Source organism: Streptomyces sp. NPDC051452 (assembly GCF_044454765.1).
Lineage (GTDB): Bacteria > Actinomycetota > Actinomycetes > Streptomycetales > Streptomycetaceae > Streptomyces.
Genome location: NZ_JBITEB010000016.1, coordinates 40,214 through 55,071, shown reverse-complemented (window position 1 = coordinate 55,071; position 14,858 = coordinate 40,214). Strand labels below are relative to the sequence as shown.

The 14,858-nt window shown below is 69.5% G+C and carries 10 protein-coding genes and 1 pseudogene; 5 read left to right on the top strand and 6 right to left on the bottom strand.

Annotated features, from left to right (window positions below):
- Window positions 1–70 precede the first annotated feature (70 nt).
- From ACIBA9_RS29825 to ACIBA9_RS29805, 5 genes are all read left to right on the top strand, one after another.
- Entirely contained in the window at window positions 71–325 is a 255-nt protein-coding gene (locus ACIBA9_RS29825; protein ID WP_399367832.1) for a hypothetical protein, read from the top strand.
- A 333-nt stretch (window positions 326–658) separates the two neighbouring features.
- A complete protein-coding gene (locus tag ACIBA9_RS29820) occupies window positions 659–2,260 on the top strand; it encodes a hypothetical protein (RefSeq protein WP_399367830.1) in 1,602 nt (533 codons plus the stop codon).
- Window positions 2,261–2,365: 105 nt separating this feature from the next.
- Entirely contained in the window at window positions 2,366–2,782 is a 417-nt protein-coding gene (locus ACIBA9_RS29815; protein WP_399367828.1) for a hypothetical protein, read from the top strand.
- A gap of 1,017 nt (window positions 2,783–3,799) precedes the next feature.
- Entirely contained in the window at window positions 3,800–4,432 is a 633-nt protein-coding gene (locus tag ACIBA9_RS29810) for a WD40/YVTN/BNR-like repeat-containing protein (protein WP_399367826.1), read from the top strand.
- 157 nt (window positions 4,433–4,589) lie between these two features.
- The gene (locus ACIBA9_RS29805; protein WP_399367824.1) at window positions 4,590–5,792 is read left to right on the top strand and encodes an alpha/beta fold hydrolase; all 1,203 of its coding nucleotides are present in this window, start codon (window positions 4,590–4,592) and stop codon (window positions 5,790–5,792) included.
- Between the two features lie 189 nt (window positions 5,793–5,981).
- Here the strand turns inward: ACIBA9_RS29805 and ACIBA9_RS29800 are convergent, their stop codons facing one another.
- The 6 genes and pseudogenes from ACIBA9_RS29800 to ACIBA9_RS29775 form a co-directional block, all read right to left on the bottom strand.
- Window positions 5,982–8,615 (bottom strand): glycosyl hydrolase, encoded by a 2,634-nt coding sequence (locus ACIBA9_RS29800; RefSeq protein ID WP_399367822.1) that lies wholly within the window; start codon window positions 8,613–8,615, stop codon window positions 5,982–5,984.
- A 101-nt stretch (window positions 8,616–8,716) separates the two neighbouring features.
- Window positions 8,717–9,940: an MFS transporter gene (locus ACIBA9_RS29795; RefSeq protein ID WP_399367820.1), complete on the bottom strand. Its 1,224-nt coding sequence runs from the start codon at window positions 9,938–9,940 to the stop codon at window positions 8,717–8,719.
- Window positions 9,937–10,734 carry a M48 family metalloprotease gene (locus ACIBA9_RS29790; protein WP_399367818.1) on the bottom strand — a complete coding sequence of 266 codons (798 nt, stop codon included), beginning with the start codon at window positions 10,732–10,734 and terminating at the stop codon, window positions 9,937–9,939. Before ACIBA9_RS29790 ends, ACIBA9_RS29795 begins: the two co-directional genes overlap by 4 nt.
- Before the next feature lie 123 nt (window positions 10,735–10,857).
- Window positions 10,858–11,142 (bottom strand): BlaI/MecI/CopY family transcriptional regulator, encoded by a 285-nt coding sequence (locus ACIBA9_RS29785; RefSeq protein ID WP_399367816.1) that lies wholly within the window; start codon window positions 11,140–11,142, stop codon window positions 10,858–10,860.
- Between the two features lie 268 nt (window positions 11,143–11,410).
- Window positions 11,411–11,743 (bottom strand): annotated as a pseudogene (locus ACIBA9_RS29780) (IS5/IS1182 family transposase); the annotation flags it as partial.
- Between the two features lie 67 nt (window positions 11,744–11,810).
- Entirely contained in the window at window positions 11,811–14,576 is a 2,766-nt protein-coding gene (locus ACIBA9_RS29775) for a lectin (RefSeq protein WP_399367814.1), read from the bottom strand.
- Window positions 14,577–14,858: the final 282 nt, after the last annotated feature.

Below are 14,858 nucleotides of genomic sequence, written 5' to 3'. Positions count from 1 at the left end.
GGAGGTCGGCTACATCTCCTCCGCCAACGGCGGCAGCACGTGGAGCACCCCGGCAGCCGTCGCCGGACCCATGTCGCTGTCGCGGGTCGCCGACTCCACCCAGGGCCGTATGGTCGGCGACTACCTGTCCACCTCCGTCGTTGGCGGTAAGGCGGTCTCCGCGTTCGCCGTAGGCAAGGCATCGGCCAACGGCCAGGCTTTCGACGAGGCGCTCTACACCGCCGGACCCCTCGCCGTCGCCGGGGGCAGTGCACGCTGCACGACGCGGGGCGCCGCTACCGTCCCGTCACCGCACCTCACCAAGCCGCTGCCGACGCGGAACTGATCCCGCCCCTGTCCGCTGTCGAGGTGTGTTCCGGTGTCCGGCGGAACACACCTCGGCCACGTGCGAGGGGGAGGCTGTGGCTGGGATGCGCTGTTGCCTCCCCAAGGCACGTGACATCCGTCCGCTTCCGGACCTGGTGGGGCTCCCGTTCCCTTTCACAGGAGGGGAATCCGGACTGCTTTCGGTGCCTGCCCCAAGGCCCTTGGTGGGCCCGCCATCGGATCGCTAGGTTCGCTGCCGTGCGGCGGCAGTGCTCTGCCCGGCACGTGTGGGGGGAGGGGCGATCGAGGCCGTCGTGCATCCGATGCGTCCACCATCAAGGGGGGTTTCAGCATGTCCGGATCCATCCGCATGCCCCTGGCCAGGGCCAGACGGCGAAGACTGTCCGTCTGGGCGGTCCTGCTCCTGATCCTGTCGCTCGGGCTGGCGGGCATCGCGGTGACGCCCGCGTCCGCCGCCCCGCACGGCGACGGCAGTGCCGCCCAGGCGGTAACCGGCAGCGGTGCTCGGGTGACAGCCGCCGTCTCCGACAAGCCGCGTCAGTACACAGCCGAGGAACTCGCCCAGCTCAACGCCCGGCTCTACGACGAGGACACCATGGACAAGGGCAAGGCGGGGCCCAAGCCCCGGCACGCCCCGCTCACTACCGCGGTCGCCCAGCCGACCTCGGTGCGGTCCTTCGCCACCGTGGCGCGCGACAGCGCCATTCCCACGTCCGGGATATCGGGCGGCGCCTCGTACCTCTCGTCGACGCAGGAGCCGAGCACCGACGCCAACGGATCCAACATCTTCCAGACCGGCAACTGGTATGCCACCCGTTCCACCGACAACGGCGCGACCTGGTCCTACCTCGACCCGTACTCGCTGTTCGGGTCGGGTTTCTGCTGCGACCAGGTCACCCAGTACGACCCGGCGACCGGCCGGCAGTTCTGGCTGCTGCAGTTCAGCGACCACCTGACGATCGCCAACGCCTCGGCCTCAGGTTCCGGCGCGTACACCGGCTGGTGCTACCGGAACATCACCCCGAGCTGGATGGGCCTGGCGAACACCACGGCGCTGGACTTCAACGACATGTCCATCAGCAACAGCAACGTCAACATCTCCACCAACTTCTTCCCCAGCGGCGGGGGAAGCGGTGCCGGGCTGCTACGACTACCGAAGAGTCCGATGAGTACCTGTAGCGGCTTCAACTACAGCTACCTGACCCGCACCGACAACCTCACCTTCAAGCTGGTGCCCGGGTCCACCGACACCCTCTACTGGGGCAGTAACTGGGGCCAGACCAACGGCAGCTCCTTCCGCGTCTTCGCGTGGCCGGAGAACTCCGGGAACTACTCCTGGTGGGACCGCACCGTCCCCTCCTACGGCTTCTACACCCGCAACAGCGGCCAGAACTGCGCCAGCACCGACGGCGTGGTGACGAACTGGTGCCAGTACGCCGACTCCCGTGTCCTCGGTGCCTACCGAGCCGGCGGGCTGATCGGCTTCTCCTTCAACGCGAAGCAGGACGGCAGCCATCCGTTCCCCTATACCCGGTTCGTCTGGTTCAACGAATCCGACAAGAACCTCAACGGCTCAGATGACCTGTGGGGCAGCTGGGGTGCCATCCAGTTCGCCTCGCTCGCACCCAACTCGCTCGGCCGGGTGGGCCTGGAATTCGCCTGGGGCGGCGGCACCGGCGGCGCCCACTACTACCCCGGCAGCGGGATCAACTCCCAGCCCGCCAACGCCATCGACACCAGCCCCAACTACTACCTGTGGGGCGCCGGCAACACCTGCACCTACGCCGGCCTGCCCCGCTGGGGCGACTACCTCACCGTCCGCACCTACAAGGCCGACCCGACCCGCTGGGTCGCCGCCGGCTATGCGATGAAGGGCGGAAACTGCGGCGCGAGCGGGGCCTACCCCGAACCGCACAACGTCCTGTTCTCCTAGCCCCCCGCAGCAAGCAAGCCGGGGGCCGGGCGGGGGGACGTCTCCGCCCGGCCCCCAGGCCATATAGCCGAGGAACCGACCAGCGCCATGGGAAGTCCAACCCCTATGAAGAATCCCGTCCGGACCGCGCTCGCCGCCCTGGCGCTCGCCACTGCGGTCTTGGCCGGTGGGTGCGGACGAGCTTCTCACGGCGCTGGCTCGCCGGGCGCGCCGGACTCCGGGATCAAGGGCCGCACGATGGTCGACGGCGGCTGCCCACTCGTCCGCGAGGGGAGCCCGTGTCCCGACCGGCCGCTGAGCGCCCACTTGACGATCACCGGCGGCGATCCGCAACGGACGATCGCCCAGATCATCAGCGACACCGACGGCCATTTCCGCCTCTCGCTGCCCCCGGGCACCTACACCGTCCGCCCCGCCAACCTCACCGGCGCCGTCGCCCCGATCGCCCAACCGGTGACCGTCACCGTCAGCGACGGGCGGTTCACCGCGATCGTCATCCACTTCGACTCGGGCATCCGCTGAGGCTCTCGGTCTTCCCTCCACCACGACGGGAACCGAACCTCGCCCAAGGACGTCGCAGAGGCGTCGAGTGGCACGGAGGAGTGGTCATGATGACGGAGGACCGCAGAGGTGGCCGAGGATCCTGGCCCTCGCTCGCGGCCGCCCTTATTGCCCTCGCCTGCCTCATGACCGCCTGCCGAGGCACCGGCGGCGACTCGGAGGCGGACCCGGCACCGCAACGCCCTTCCGTCACCCCACCCACCACTACGTCTTCGCGGAGCGGAGCCGGCACGTCGAGCAGTCCCGCCTCGCCCTCCGCGACGAGGTCGCCCACGCCCCCGTCGCCACCCTCGACACGAGTCGCCAGCCCACACGGGACAGCCACCGCCCCGGAATGCGTGGCCGGGACCGCCACCATCACCCAGGGCCCCCAGGACCCCTCCGCCCGCACGCTGTGCGTGCGATCCGGTACGACAGTGACTGTGCTTCTCAAGCCCCGAGCCCGCGGGACGTGGCCGCAGCCGCGCAGCAGCAACCCCATGCTCGCGCTGGTGACTTCGACCGCAACGGACAGCGCGGGCGTCACTCGAGTCACAGTGCGGGCCGCACGCACCGGCTCAGTGAGCATCATGTGGGGTGCGCAGAGCGCGCCCCTGTTCACGCTCCGCCTGAGTGTCGCGGCATACCCGGTGCAGTAGAGCGCCCACACGACGATCCGTCCTGAGGATAACCAAGTAGGCGTTTTCAAAGGAACTTGAGGTCTTCGGCGTACAGACGTTCGCAGAGCGACGTTACTTGCTGAGTGCCAACTCCTGGCCGTGATCCTCGTCCGCCCACGGCACCGGTTGTGGCCCAGGCACGACAGACGTACTGGTACCCGGCGGGGCGCCAGGCACCGCCGGCATGTCGTGCCGGAGCCTGGCCTCCGGTGGCGGTGGTCCCTTCCAGGCGCCACGCTGGAAGTAAAGCCGTCGCGGCGGACGGCACATGATGCCCTCAGTCACGCGGAATTCGGCGAGTATGGCGGAGGGGCAGGCCATGACTCAGCATGCGGCCATCGAGATCGCCGTCAGGAAGCGTATGCGCCAGGTGCGCGGGCTGGCGAGGACGAGCGCGGACGGGGTGCTCGACCGTGAGACGCTGCTGAAGGCCTTGCAGCAGATCGAGAGGGTGGAACGCCACGCCCTGCGCAACGCCGGTTTCGGCGGTGGCGGCCCCGGTAGTGCTCCGCCGGTCGCCGCGCAGTGGCAGCAGGAGGGGCCGGCGCCGATCCGCGAACACCTGGGCGCCGGGCCGACCCCCGTGGCGGGCCGCGTGTACGACATCGCCATCGATCCGCGCGGCAGCAGCGACCAGACCATCTACGCCGCCACTGTCGGGGGCATATGGAAGAGTCTCGACGGCGGCGCCACCTGGGCGCCGAAGATCGATCGCCTGCCGTGGAGTCAGATGGGCGCGGTCGCCCTCGACCCCGTCTACCCGGACATCGTGTACGCGGGAGGCGTCATCGGACCCGGCCCATCGCTGTTCCGCTCCGACGACGACGGCGGCGAGACCTGGAGCACGATCGGGCAGCTCGGCCACCATGGTCGCCAAGGTGTTCAACGCCGGATCGACACCCCTCAGCGTGACCGGCTTTTCGAGGACACCCGACGGTGCCGGTCCGGATGAGCGGCACCGGAGGGTAGACCGGTGTCTGGTCGGGCGGCCCTACTGCGCTGCAGGCCGGGAGCCGGTCCGAGCTCCTCATACCGCCCGGCAGTGGCGGTGATGCCTACCCCCCACCAGACAACCGCCTCCCCAAGGCAAACGAATACCGGAGGTGACCATGCCGAACATCATCCCAGTCCACCCCACGGTCGCGCACACATCGACCATCCCAGCGAACGCCCGCGAGCCGGTGAACCTCTTCGTGCGGGAATACAAGAGCTCCGGATCCAGCGGCACCTCGAAACCGGTCCTCATGCTCCACGGCAGGAGCGTTCCGGCGCTCCCCGGCTTCGACCTCGTGCTGCCTCCGCACGGTGGCTCAACTCAGCCAGACACCAGCTTGAGCTGGGCACAAGCGTTGGCGGGCAAAGGCTACGACGTGTACATCATGGACCTTCAGGGATCCGGGCTCTCCCCCCGTCCGAAGATGGACGACCCGTGCAACGCCAACCCGGCCCAGCGGGCCCTTCTGAATCCCAACCCCGGAACGGGAACTTGCTCATCGACGGCCACCTACGCCCATCAACTGGGCAACTCCAAGAGCGAGTGGGACGAGTTGGGCACCGTCGTCAAGTTCATCCGGACACGGTGCAACAACCAGAAGGTCGCGTTCATCGGCTGGTCCGCAGCTTCGTTCGTCATGGGCCCGTACGCCCTGCAGAATCCCGGCGACGTGACGAGCTTGTTCCTCCTCGCGCCCATGTTCCCCCCGGACGGCCGATGGTCGAAGAACACCGCAGCACCCTTCGATCCGCCTGCCGGCACGGGCCTGCCCACACAGCCCGAGTCCACGCCGCCGGCGGTCTTCGGCTTCCCGATGAACCTGACCAGCAAGGCAGGAATCCAAGCCACCGTCAGCGACAAGAATCTTGCCGACCAGGTGTGGCAGGCCATCATGGACTGCGACAGCATCGGTCAGAAGTGGGGCGGCCCGACCGCGGGCGCACCCGAGGGCGTCATGCGGTGGCGCAACTCCTACTGGTGGGGCTGGAACACCAGCACCGTGCCGCACAACTCCACGCTCGGCAACGCCATACCCGTGTGCATCGTCTACGGAGATCAGGACAAGACAGCCAACACCCCGGCGGAGCTGGGGTCGAATCTGCACTTCTCCGTTCCCAAGCTCTACGAGGGGATCCCCGGCACACACAAGTTGATGTTCCGTGTCGAGGGCTGGGACCACAACCCGGTCTGGGACCGCCACGGTGCCAAGATCCTGCAGCACATGGCCTGGAAGTGGCTCGACGACAAGAAGGTGTACGGCGTCGAGAGCGGAAGCTGGTTCATGGACGCGGACGGCGTGCTGGGGGAAGTGGAGTGAGCCCCGCGACACGGTGATCGCCCAGGACACCACCGCCATGCAGTGCCAAGGTCACCGCGCTGGCAAAGACGCCGGATGCGACGGGTGCGGCACACGCTGGGTCGGCACTCGACGAGGACCCGACCCCACGTCTGCAGAAGGGGTGACCCCGCGAACGAGGTCACCCCTCCCTTCATGGCACCGTATGTGTCAGTCGCAGTCGCGGACCTTGACGGCATAGATGCCGCGGCCGTGAGTGGCCGCGTACAGTGTGCGACCGTCGGGGCCCAGCTTCAGCTGGAGCACGGCGACGGCCGGGAGCGAGCCGACGCGCTGCCACTTGGTGTGCCCCGGGGCGCGGTAGACGACCCCGAGGTCGGTGGCGACGGCCAGGCCGCCGTTCGGGGTGACGAGCGCGGAGTTGGTCGGCACGTCGGGGAGGTTCGCCGAGACGTCCTTCCAGGTGGTGCCTCCGTCGGTGGACTCGAAGACGTGGCCGACACCGGCGCCGGGGCCCTCGGTCCAGTGCCGGGAGAAGCCGTTGACGGCGACGAAGACGTGGTCGGCGTTCTTCGGGTCGATCGCGAAGCCGCTGAGGTAGCGGTTGGGCACCGTCCCGTTGACGGGCAGGGTGATGTCGTGCCAGCCGGTGCCGTCCGCGTTGCCCACGGAGATGCCGCGGGCGAAGCCGTGCTCGTTGCAGGGGCCGCACCAGGCCGCGTACACCTTGCCGCCGGAAGCGGCGACGGCGGTCGCGGTACGTCCGGCGCCAAGGTCGTACACGCTCTTCCACTCGGAGCCGCTGCGGATGGCGTAGCCGTGGGTCTGCACCCAGATGTGCCGGCCGCCGGCGATCCAGGTGTTGCTGTCCTTCGCGTCCGTGGCGAGCGGGGCGATGAAGCGGGCCTCGCTGGTGGCGTTGTCCGCCGGGGCGACGTTGTACGAGGTCGCCTTGCTCGCGTCGGTGGTCCAGCTGCCGTCGTTGACCGCGCAGTTGTTGGTGACCTGGATCGCGAGATAGACGTACTCCTGGGCGATGTTGCAGCCGTTGGCGGGGTCGGTGAGCGTGTCGCCGCCGTCGCCGCCGAAGTTGGAACCCATCACCTTGTCGTTGCTGCGCAGAATGGACTGGCCGTTGTCCTGGAGGCCGCCGGTGACGGACACACCGCCGTGGTCGAGGTCCTTGCCGATGCCGACCGAGTAGTACTGGAGGGTGTCGATGGTGCCGTCGTTGAGGGAGGTCCAGTCGGTGGCGTGTCCGGAGGTGTCCTGCGAGCCGTTGACCTGGCGCTTGTAGACGCCACCGTCGTTGCCGACGTAGACGAAGCTCCTGCCGTGATAGCGGCCGATGGCGACGCCGTGCTGGTCGGAGTGGGTGGTCTGGTTGCAGTCACCGGTCTGCTTGGCCGGGTCGATGCTCCAGCAGGAGAACCCGAAGTTCCAGTACGGGCCGACGGTCGACCAGGTGGAGCCGCCGTCCTTGGACTCGTAGACCTCCTCCAGACCCGCGTACACGTGCTGCGGGTCCGCCGGGTCGACGGTCAGGAACTGGTTGTACCAGGCCTGCACGCCCGGCATATAACCGCTGGAGGTCAGCGCCGAGCCGTCGGCGGCCAGCTGCTTGTAGTCGGCGACCTTCGTCCACGGCCCGAACGGCGAGGCGGCGCTGTAGATGCCCCCCAGACCGCTGTCGGGGTTGGACGCCATCTGCTTGGGCGACTGGTCGATGGCGTAGAAGCGCGAGCCGCCTGCGGCACGGGCGAAGGTCACCGTGCCGACGTTGTCGGCGTCGGTCGGCAGGTCGCCGAAGCCGCTGCTGATCCGCGTCCAGCTGCCCTTGGAGTTCTTGGTGTAGAAGCCGTTGTAGTCGTCGCCGCTGCGCCAGCCGACCGCGAGGACCACCTTGGAGGAGTCCTTGGGGTCGAAGGCGATGTCGTTGGTGATGTTCTTGTACGCGGCCGAGTCGTCGTGCGCCTTCGGACCGCCCGGCAGATAGTCGGGGTTGGGCGCGAACTCCAGCTTCCAGGCGCCCTTGAGGGTCTTGGTGGAGTGGCTCCACACGCCCTCGCTGGTCGCCGCCCACACCTTGCCGTCGCCGAAGCGCAGCTGGCGGACGCTGGTCGACTCCAGCTCGTCACCGCCGACCCGGCTGCGCGTGGAGAACCTGCCGTGGTGCGGGTGGGCCAGGACGTAGACGCCGCTACCGAGGTAGGCGTCCGCGTTGGTGTTGGCCTCACCGGTGCCCAGCCACAGTCGCCCGCCGCCGTCCAGCGCGAGCGCACCGGTGGACTGGGACGGCAGCCTGTCGCTGATGGCCTTCCAGTGGCCGCCGCCCTTCTTGGACCGCCAGACGCCGCCGCCCGCGCTGCCCGCGTAGACGTATCCGTCGTCGTCGGCGGCGATCGCGGCCATGCGGCCGGTGACGTTGCCCGAGCCGCCGCTGGAGTTGGAGTCGATGTCCCGGTAGCGGGAGTCGTCGGAGTTGTAGGGCAGGTCGGTGATGTTGCGCCAACTGCCGCCGGTGCGGGGCAGCTGGGTCAGACTGCTCCAGGCGGCACCGTACGCGCCGGGCGCGACGATGCCCGGCGACGTGCGGGCCTCGGCGTACTGGTCCGCGCCCTCGGCTATCTCGTCCGCCTCGTTGCCGTCGTCTCCGCCGTCATCAGCCTTCAGCTTGGGGCTGATGGTGTGCTCGCGTTCGGCGGCGAGCTGGGCGAGGGTGCGCGCCCCGAACGGGCGCTTTGTCTTACCTGCCGCGGCGCCTGCGGGTGTCGCGACGAGCGCGGTGGATGCGGCGATGGCACAGATCGTGAGCCATCGTCTCTTGCGGGTTGGTGCTGACACCAGATCCTCCGATAACGGGTGGGCGTACAGCCGTCGTGGAGAACCCGATCACCGGCTACAGAAGACGTCCGGCACTTGGACAAAACTTTGACCAGAACCTGTCACTTGAAGCGGGGCGTGCGGTTCATCCTGATGGTCCGGGCCGAGAGCGCGATGGCGAGGGCAAGCGCGACGGCGCCCGAAACCAGCAGCGGGAGGCGGCCGTCGGTGCCCCAGGCGAGCCCCGCCCACAGGCCGGCAATCAGGACAGCCGCACCGGTGGCCCCCTGGTACAGGCCCTGGGCGGTGCCCTGTTGGCGGTCGGGGACCAGCGTGGAGATCCACGCTTTGCCGACCCCGTCGGTACAGGCGTTGAAGCCGCCGTACAGGGGCAGCACCACGAACACCATCCATGGACTGCGGATGAGACCCAGCCCGAGGTAGCCGACGGCGAAGCAGGCCAGGCCGGCGGAGAAGACCAGAGGCCGGGGCAGCCGATCCGAGAGGGCGCCCGCCGGGTAGGACAAGGCCGCGTAGGCGAGGTTGTAGACCGCGTAGGCGCCCACCACACCAGCCGTGGTCAGGCCCAGGTCATGGGCGCGCAACAGCAGCAATGCGTCGGGGAAGTTGACCAGATTGAAGGCGAGGAGCACGGTCAGAACGCGCCAGTAGCGGCGGGGCAGCGCGCGCCATGATGTGCGGCGGTCCACGGCTCCTGTCCCGTCGTCAGCTGTGCGACGGGAGTGGGGATCACGGACGGCGGCGACCAGGGCTACCGACGCGACGGCCGGGAGAACGGCAACCCAGAACAGGGGCCGCAAACGGTGGTCGAGCGCCTCATACAGCGCGAGCCCCACCAGCGGGCCGACTACGGCGCCGGCGGTGTCGGCGGCCCGGTGCAGCCCGAACACCTTGCCGCGCTGCCCGCCTGGGACGCCGTCGATAAGGAGGGCATCGCGGGGAGCGCCGCGCATGCCCTTGCCGAGCCGGTCGACCACCCGGGCTACAAGTACAAGGGGCCAGGCGGTGGCGAGGGCGATGAGTAGCTTGCCGAGCGCGGCCAGCCCGTAGCCCGCGCCGATGAGCGGCCGGCGGGCAAAGCGGTCGGCCAGGCGCCCGGCGGCGACCTTGGTGACCGACGCGGCTCCCTCGGCCAGGCCCTCGATGGCGCCGACCACGGCGGGCGGGGCGCCGAGCACAACGGTCAGGAAGATCGGCAGGATCGGATAGAGGAGTTCGCTGGCCGCGTCCTGCAGGAAGGACACCCCGCACAGCACCTTGACGTTGCGCGTCAGCCACGCCGGGCGCTTGCCCGCCGGGTTCGGTGTGGTGGGGGGCTTACTCACGGGTACCGGATCTCCAACAGGCGGCCGAGCGCCGAGGCGGCATCGATCAGGGCCAGAGCCGTCGCCACGACCAGAGCCGCGGCGAGAACGGCGGCGCTACGGCGGCTTTCCGGGCGGGTGCCCTGCAGCGCCTGCACGCGTGCCGTGACTTGGTGACGCAGGTAGGCCAATGCGGTGGCGGGCCCCGGTCCGGCGCCGGCAAGTGCGGCGCGAGCCAGGGATCGTGCAGCGAGCGGCCGGCTGGCCACCCGCTGGGCGGCGTCTTCGTCCGCCCACCGTTCCAGGGCGAAACCGAGGTGGTCGCGCAGCCCGCGCAGCAGCGGATTGAGCGCGCAGGCCATATCACCCAGCGCGCTGTAGCGGTCATGGCGAGGGAGGATGTGGGCACGCTCGTGGGCCGGCAGCACGGCGCGCTCGGCGGCGGGAAGGGCACGCGGCATGCCGGAGGTGATCACGATCCGCCCGGGCCGGCCGGGCAGCGCGTTGGCGTCCGGGCGGTCGTCGGCGAGCACGATCAGGTCGTCGGCCGTCGGCTGATTCCGCAGAGCGGCAACGGCCCGCACCTCACGGCGCCGCCTCCGGAAGGTCCGCCCGAGCCGGAGGAGACCGCCGACGAGCAGCACGGCGGCCGGCATGCCCAGCACGCGCGGCACCGGATCGGCCGCAGCGAGCACGGCCCGGTCGGGGTGCGCATAGGCGAGGACCTCCGCGACGCGTCCCAGGCCACCGGCCGCCAATACCACCAGCCCCCACACGCCGGCCACGGCCGCAACCGCCGTGATGGCCGCCAGCATGCGTGTCGCGGCAGCTGGGGCGAGATGTCGAGCCAACCGGGGCCCTGCGGCAGCCGGCACGACGGGCGCCAAGAGGAGCAGGTAGACGGTCAAATACACGGACGTCGTCACCTTCCCCGGCGGTCAGTTGGCCGAGTCAAGCAAGGCGCGCAGGGCGGCCTGCTCGTCGGCGTCCAAGGGGCCGACGAAGGGCTGGAGCACCTCGGTGCGGTGACCGGTGCGGCGCAGGGCGGTGTTCATCTCCTCGGCTGCCGCCTCCGCGGCTCCCCGACACGGCGAGTAGGCATGCGCCCGACCCGCCGGCTCACGGTCCACCAGACCCTTGGCATGCAGCCGGCCGAGCACGGTCAGCTCGGTCTTGTACGCCAGCCCGTCGCCCAGTCGCCCCTGGACGTCGGCGGCGGTCATCGGCCCACAGCGCGGCCATGACCTCGGCCTCCAGCGCCCCGGCCGGACGCCGGGTCCCCGCCTCGGCGGCATCGCCCCATCGTGCGGGCTCGGCATGACCAGCTCCCTTTCCTTCCCTCAGCCTCCGCCGTCACGACAGCCTCGGCACTCCTTTGTCGCACATCCTAGAACTCGGGCCAGTCTCAGAGCGTGTAAGACTTCGCGGAGCTGTACGGCTGACGCGAAGCAACTCGTCGCCCAGCGCCGCCTCGTACTAAAGGGCCCCACCTCGCCGGTGTTCGGCGTTGTCGTCCTCTTGGCCGCGCAGTCGGGAACGTCCGGCTCGTCTGCGGTGCGGGACGATCAGCCCGGTGCCAAGGTAGGCGCCGTCCGGGATCATCGTCGTGCCCGCCGCCACAGCCGGCAGGTCCGACTCGCGCCAGACATGTGCGTCTGCCTTGTTGCCGGGTGTCGGCCGGGCTGAGGCCACCACCAGGCAGGTGTCGGCGTCTGCGATTTTACGGTCACGGATCGGGATGATAGTGCCGTCCACGATCCATAACCGGTCCGTGCCCGGCACCGGCTGGGGCGCCGGCTCCAGCGCAAACCGGGGCCGCACGCGCTCGTGACCCCGCCGGCTGGCGGGGTCACGAGCACTCAGACGTTACGGATGCCCGGAGAGCGGAGCGTCAGGCCGGCGGCAGCGTCCACTTCTGCGCGGCCGTCCCGTTGCAGGTGTAGATCTGGAGTTGGGTGCCCTGAGTCGTGGACGAGTTCGGATCGTCCAGGCAGCGGCCGGAGTTGGGGTTCTTCAGGGAACCGTCGGAACCCAGCGTCCACTTCTGGGCGCCGGTGCCGTTGCAGGTGTACAGCTGGACGAGGGTGCCGTCGGTCGTGCCGCTGTTCGACACGTCGAGGCACTTGCCGAGGGTGCGCAGCGTGCCGTCGGTCGCGATCGTCCAGTCCTGGGCGTAGGTGCCGTTGCAGCTCCACAGCCTGATCGCGGTGTGGTCGGCCGTGCCCGAGCCGGCGTCGTCGACGCACAGCGCGGAGTTCACGCCCGCCGTCACGGGACCCACCCGGGGCTTCGCCGGGGCGGATGTGTCACCGGGGTAGGAGGGCGGGGCGGCGGAGGCGGCCGAGGCCCAGCCGGTGTTCGCGCCGGTGCCGAGCGTGAAGTTCAGCGTCCCCCCGGAGGCGATCGCGGTCGTGGGCGCGTAGGCGTTGTTCCACGCTGCCCCGTCGAAGGTCGCGGACTGGACGTAGGGCGCGTTGTCCGCGGCTCCGTCACCGTTGATCGTCAGCGTCTTGCCCGACGGTAGCGTCACCACGGCCTGGGAGAACAGCGGTGAGCCGAGGGCGAGGTCCGAGGTGCCGGGTGTCATGGGGTACATGCCCAGGGCCGACCACACGTACCAGGCGCTCATCTCGCCCAGGTCGTCATTGCCGTCGGCGAGTCCTGCCGGGGTGTTCGACCAGATCTGGTCCTGGATCGAGCGCACGGCCGCCTGGGTCTTGTACGGCTTGCCGATGTAGTCGTACTCCCAGGGCAGCTCGACACTCGGCTCGTTGCCCACCCAGGCGTAGCCGTTGGCTCCGGTGTAGCTGCGCAGCACGGTGTCGAGGTAGTCGCCCATCACCTTGTCGCCACCCTTGGCGGTGGCGAGCCCTGCCACGTCGAACGGCACCATGCCCGAGTAGATCCAGGAGTCCGCCTCCACCATGTCCGTCCCGGAGGTGGGGTCGAAACCGCCGGTCCAGGAGCCGTCGGCGTTGCGCGGCTGGACGAATCCGGATGCCGGGTCGAGCACGTTGCGCCAGTCCTGCGCGCGATGGGCGTACGTCTGCCGGCTGCGGGTGTCGCCGAGGGCGCCCGCGAAGGCGGAGAGGGCGAAGTCCGCGGTGTCGTATTCCAGTGTCGTGGCGACGGGGCCGTAGAAGTTGCAGCAGCCGTAGCTGCCGTCGTGCGGCTCGTAGCCCGGGCTGTCCAAGTAGTTCACCCCGGGCCGGTCGTTGTTGGCGGTGCTCGCCTGTTTCAGCAGTCCGGAGAGTGCCGTCGAGGTGTCGAAGTTCCGTGCGCCGAAGGCGTAGTAGTCGGCGAGGATCGCGGCCGCCGGGTCACCGACCATGACGTAGGACTCGCCGTTGTACTCGGACCACTTGGGGAAGATTCCGGTCTGCACGTAGTCGTCGGTCATCGACTGGGCCGTGTCGGAAGCGACTTGGGGACTGACCAGCGCCTCGAGCTGGGCCTGGGAGCGGTAGATGTCCCAGCCGGAGTAGTTCGCGTAGGCGGCGCTGTGTCCGGCGTCGACCGTGTGTGTTTTCCCGTCGAAGCCGTAGTACTGGCCATTGGTGTCGCTGATGACGTTCGGGTGGAGCAGCGAGTGGTAGAGCGCCGTGTAGAAGATGGTCTGCTGGTCCGCCGTGCCGCCGGCGATCCGCACCTTGCCGAGGGTGGTGTCCCAGGCCGCGTGGGCCGCGGTGCGGACGTCGGCGAAGTTCCATCCGGGGTTCTCGGCGGTGCGGTTGGCCACCGCGCCGGCCGCGGAGACGTAGGAGATGCCGACCTTGGCCTGCACGACCGGGTTGCTGCGGGTGTCGAAGGTGACGTGCGCGTTCGATGCGGCGGCCTGCGCCGCGGCGCCCGAATCGCGCGCCGCCGCGTGGGAGGCGCGTTTCGGCATCGCGCCGTGCAGCCGGGGCTTGTTCGGCTGGTCGGCGTCGTGCCGGCCGGAACGGGCGGCGGTCGGTGGGCGGAGCGGCGTCGCGCCCGCGAGCGTGCTGCCGCTGGAGGAGAACGGCCGGTCGAAGACCATGTCGAAGTAGACGGTGTACGTGTTCCCGGCCCCGCAGAACCGCCCGCTGGTGACCTGACCGCGGACCTCTGTGTCGGAGACGACGTCGAACTGCGTCGAGGACGCGCCGTTCTGGCTGTGTGACAGCTTGAGCAGCAGGTTGGCCTGGGACGTCGAGGGGAACGTGAAGCGCGCCATACCGCTGCGTGTGGTCGTGGTGAGTTCGGTGGTCACCTTGTTGCCGAGGGCCACCTTGTAGGACCCGGCCGTCGCGGATTCGTCGGCGTGCGAGAAGGAGGCCGTCGCCGCGTTGTCGACGGCGCCCACCGTGGGCAGCACGGGTATGTCGCCTGCCGCGCCGCAGCCGGGTCCCGCGAGGTGGGTGAGGCTGAACCCCGTGATCGAGGAGTCCTTGTACTCGTAACCGCCGCCAGGCGGCCGGGACGAGGTGTCGGGGCTCCACTGCACCATGCCGAAGGGCACGTCCGCGCCAGGGAAGTCGTTCGCGTCGTTCGAGGTGCCGATGAAGGGGTTGACCAAGTCGGCGGGTGATGAGACGAGTTGGGGCGTGCTCGTCGGTGCCGCCGCCCAGGCGGCGGGCGCGGGCAGGGCGTAGGCGCCCAGCAGGAGGGCGCCGACGGTACTCCCCAGGGTCATGCGGACGCGATGCGTGCGGGACGGACGTCTGCGCGCACCGGGCAAGTGCTCGCCGGGCAGGTGCTCGCCGGCTGGAGTCGGGAACATGGTGGTCTGGCCTCCTGAGGTTCGGTCACGGGTGGTTGACAACGTTGTCTCAGGATTTACGTTCTCCATGAGGGCGTTGGGAGACGCACCAGGTTGGAGTACTGCCGCAATGTAATACTGAGGCATGTACATGTCAATACTCACGACGTCCCGGCTCGGACGCGCGTGCCGAAAGTGAATCGCCGCCGGCTGCCG

Excerpts from the sequence above, each read along its gene's own strand:
- ACIBA9_RS29825 (WP_399367832.1), top strand. The coding sequence starts at position 71 with ATGTCGCTGTCGCGGGTCGCCGACTCCACCCAGGGCCGTATGGTCGGC.
- ACIBA9_RS29820 (WP_399367830.1), top strand. The coding sequence starts at position 659 with ATGTCCGGATCCATCCGCATGCCCCTGGCCAGGGCCAGACGGCGAAGA.
- ACIBA9_RS29815 (WP_399367828.1), top strand. The coding sequence starts at position 2,366 with ATGAAGAATCCCGTCCGGACCGCGCTCGCCGCCCTGGCGCTCGCCACT.
- ACIBA9_RS29810 (WP_399367826.1), top strand. The coding sequence starts at position 3,800 with ATGACTCAGCATGCGGCCATCGAGATCGCCGTCAGGAAGCGTATGCGC.
- ACIBA9_RS29805 (WP_399367824.1), top strand. The coding sequence starts at position 4,590 with ATGCCGAACATCATCCCAGTCCACCCCACGGTCGCGCACACATCGACC.
- ACIBA9_RS29790 (WP_399367818.1), bottom strand. The coding sequence starts at position 10,734 with ATGCTGGCGGCCATCACGGCGGTTGCGGCCGTGGCCGGCGTGTGGGGG.
- ACIBA9_RS29785 (WP_399367816.1), bottom strand. The coding sequence starts at position 11,142 with ATGACCGCCGCCGACGTCCAGGGGCGACTGGGCGACGGGCTGGCGTAC.
- ACIBA9_RS29775 (WP_399367814.1), bottom strand. The coding sequence starts at position 14,576 with ATGACCCTGGGGAGTACCGTCGGCGCCCTCCTGCTGGGCGCCTACGCC.